We start from the raw sequence: 3,384 nt of genomic DNA, 5'->3' as shown, positions 1-3,384 counted from the left end.
TGCTTTCGCAATTGGGGTTTCGGAATTTAATCTTGACGATGACCTACTCTCACATGGGGAAACCCCACACTACCATCGGCGATGCATCGTTTCACTGCTGAGTTCGGGATGGGATCAGGTGGTTCCAATGCTCTATGGTCGTCAAGAAATTCGGGTACCGAACCGTGGCCAGCTGGCCGCGCTTCAGCAAAATGGGTATGTGACAGCTTGGTGTTTTGTGAGTATTTCGAACTTTCGGTTCGTTTCGTCTTCACACACCGCAATCTGGCCTTTCGACGCAAATTGCTTGGGTGTTATATGGTCAAGCCTCACGGGCAATTAGTATTGGTTAGCTCAACGCCTCACAGCGCTTACACACCCAACCTATCAACGTCGTAGTCTTCGACGGCCCTTCAGGGGACTCAAGGTCCCAGTGAGATCTCATCTTGAGGCTAGTTTCCCGCTTAGATGCTTTCAGCGGTTATCTATTCCGAACATAGCTACCCGGCAATGCCACTGGCGTGACAACCGGAACACCAGAGGTTCGTCCACTCCGGTCCTCTCGTACTAGGAGCAGCCCCTCTCAAATCTCAAACGTCCACGGCAGATAGGGACCGAACTGTCTCACGACGTTCTAAACCCAGCTCGCGTACCACTTTAAATGGCGAACAGCCATACCCTTGGGACCGGCTTCAGCCCCAGGATGTGATGAGCCGACATCGAGGTGCCAAACACCGCCGTCGATATGAACTCTTGGGCGGTATCAGCCTGTTATCCCCGGAGTACCTTTTATCCGTTGAGCGATGGCCCTTCCATACAGAACCACCGGATCACTAAGACCTACTTTCGTACCTGCTCGACGTGTCTGTCTCGCAGTCAAGCGCGCTTTTGCCTTTATACTCTACGACCGATTTCCGACCGGTCTGAGCGCACCTTCGTACTCCTCCGTTACTCTTTAGGAGGAGACCGCCCCAGTCAAACTACCCACCATACACTGTCCTCGATCCGGATAACGGACCTGAGTTAGAACCTCAAAGTTGCCAGGGTGGTATTTCAAGGTTGGCTCCACGCGAACTGGCGTCCACGCTTCAAAGCCTCCCACCTATCCTACACAAGCAAATTCAAAGTCCAGTGCAAAGCTATAGTAAAGGTTCACGGGGTCTTTCCGTCTAGCCGCGGATACACTGCATCTTCACAGCGATTTCAATTTCACTGAGTCTCGGGTGGAGACAGCGCCGCCATCGTTACGCCATTCGTGCAGGTCGGAACTTACCCGACAAGGAATTTCGCTACCTTAGGACCGTTATAGTTACGGCCGCCGTTTACCGGGGCTTCGATCAAGAGCTTCGCGTTAGCTAACCCCATCAATTAACCTTCCGGCACCGGGCAGGCGTCACACCCTATACGTCCACTTTCGTGTTTGCAGAGTGCTGTGTTTTTAATAAACAGTCGCAGCGGCCTGGTATCTTCGACCGGCGTGGGCTTACGGAGCAAGTCCTTCACCCTCACCGGCGCACCTTCTCCCGAAGTTACGGTGCCATTTTGCCTAGTTCCTTCACCCGAGTTCTCTCAAGCGCCTTGGTATTCTCTACCCAACCACCTGTGTCGGTTTGGGGTACGGTTCCTGGTTACCTGAAGCTTAGAAGCTTTTCTTGGAAGCATGGCATCAACCACTTCGTGTTCTAAAAGAACACTCGTCATCAGCTCTCGGCCTTAGAATCCCGGATTTACCTAAGATTCCAGCCTACCACCTTAAACTTGGACAACCAACGCCAAGCTGGCCTAGCCTTCTCCGTCCCTCCATCGCAATAACCAGAAGTACAGGAATATTAACCTGTTTTCCATCGACTACGCTTTTCAGCCTCGCCTTAGGGACCGACTAACCCTGCGTCGATTAACGTTGCGCAGGAAACCTTGGTCTTTCGGCGTGGGTGTTTTTCACACCCATTGTCGTTACTCATGTCAGCATTCGCACTTCTGATACCTCCAGCAAGCTTCTCAACTCACCTTCACAGGCTTACAGAACGCTCCTCTACCGCATCACCTAAGTGATACCCGTAGCTTCGGTGTATGGTTTGAGCCCCGTTACATCTTCCGCGCAGGCCGACTCGACTAGTGAGCTATTACGCTTTCTTTAAAGGGTGGCTGCTTCTAAGCCAACCTCCTAGCTGTCTAAGCCTTCCCACATCGTTTCCCACTTAACCATAACTTTGGGACCTTAGCTGACGGTCTGGGTTGTTTCCCTTTTCACGACGGACGTTAGCACCCGCCGTGTGTCTCCCATGCTCGGCACTTGTAGGTATTCGGAGTTTGCATCGGTTTGGTAAGTCGGGATGACCCCCTAGCCGAAACAGTGCTCTACCCCCTACAGTGATACATGAGGCGCTACCTAAATAGCTTTCGAGGAGAACCAGCTATCTCCGAGCTTGATTAGCCTTTCACTCCGATCCACAGGTCATCCGCTAACTTTTCAACGGTAGTCGGTTCGGTCCTCCAGTTAGTGTTACCCAACCTTCAACCTGCCCATGGATAGATCGCCCGGTTTCGGGTCTATTCCCAGCGACTAGACGCCCTATTAAGACTCGCTTTCGCTACGCCTCCCCTATTCGGTTAAGCTCGCCACTGAAAATAAGTCGCTGACCCATTATACAAAAGGTACGCAGTCACCCAACAAAGTGGGCTCCCACTGCTTGTACGCATACGGTTTCAGGATCTATTTCACTCCCCTCTCCGGGGTTCTTTTCGCCTTTCCCTCACGGTACTAGTTCACTATCGGTCAGTCAGTAGTATTTAGCCTTGGAGGATGGTCCCCCCATATTCAGACAAAGTTTCTCGTGCTCCGTCCTACTCGATTTCATGACTAAGAGATTTTCGCGTACAGGGCTATCACCCACTATGGCCGCACTTTCCAGAGCGTTCCGCTAATCTCAAAGCCACTTAAGGGCTAGTCCCCGTTCGCTCGCCACTACTAAGGGAATCTCGGTTGATTTCTTTTCCTCAGGGTACTTAGATGTTTCAGTTCCCCTGGTTCGCCTCTTGCACCTATGTATTCAGTACAAGATAACCATCTTATGATGGCTGGGTTCCCCCATTCAGACATCTCCGGATCAAAGTCTGTTTGCCGACTCCCCGAAGCTTTTCGCAGGCTACCACGTCTTTCATCGCCTCTGACTGCCAAGGCATCCACCGTATGCGCTTCTTCACTTGACCATATAACCCCAAGCAATCTGGTTATACTGTGAAGACGACATTCGCCGAAAATTCGATTGAGCTCCTAAGAGCAACTCACAAATTTTACCTTAGCCTGATCCGTTACCAGTGAAAGTAACGTTCAGTCTATCTTTCTATCACATACCCAAATTTTTAAAGAACGAACTAGTCAAAGACTAGAAATCAACATTCACG

General features: G+C 51.1%; 2 rRNA genes. Both read right to left on the bottom strand.

What is annotated here, in order from left to right:
- Positions 1-30: 30 nt before the first annotated feature.
- Positions 31-146, bottom strand: a 5S ribosomal RNA gene (rrf, locus tag CKW19_RS28080).
- Between the two features lie 151 nt (positions 147-297).
- Positions 298-3,189 (bottom strand): 23S ribosomal RNA (locus CKW19_RS28075).
- Positions 3,190-3,384 lie beyond the last annotated feature (195 nt).

The organism is Pseudomonas sp. Irchel s3f7 (assembly GCF_900187615.1).
GTDB lineage: Bacteria > Pseudomonadota > Gammaproteobacteria > Pseudomonadales > Pseudomonadaceae > Aquipseudomonas.
The sequence above is the reverse complement of the archived record's forward strand: the minus strand, read 5'-3'. Positions and strand labels throughout refer to the sequence as shown.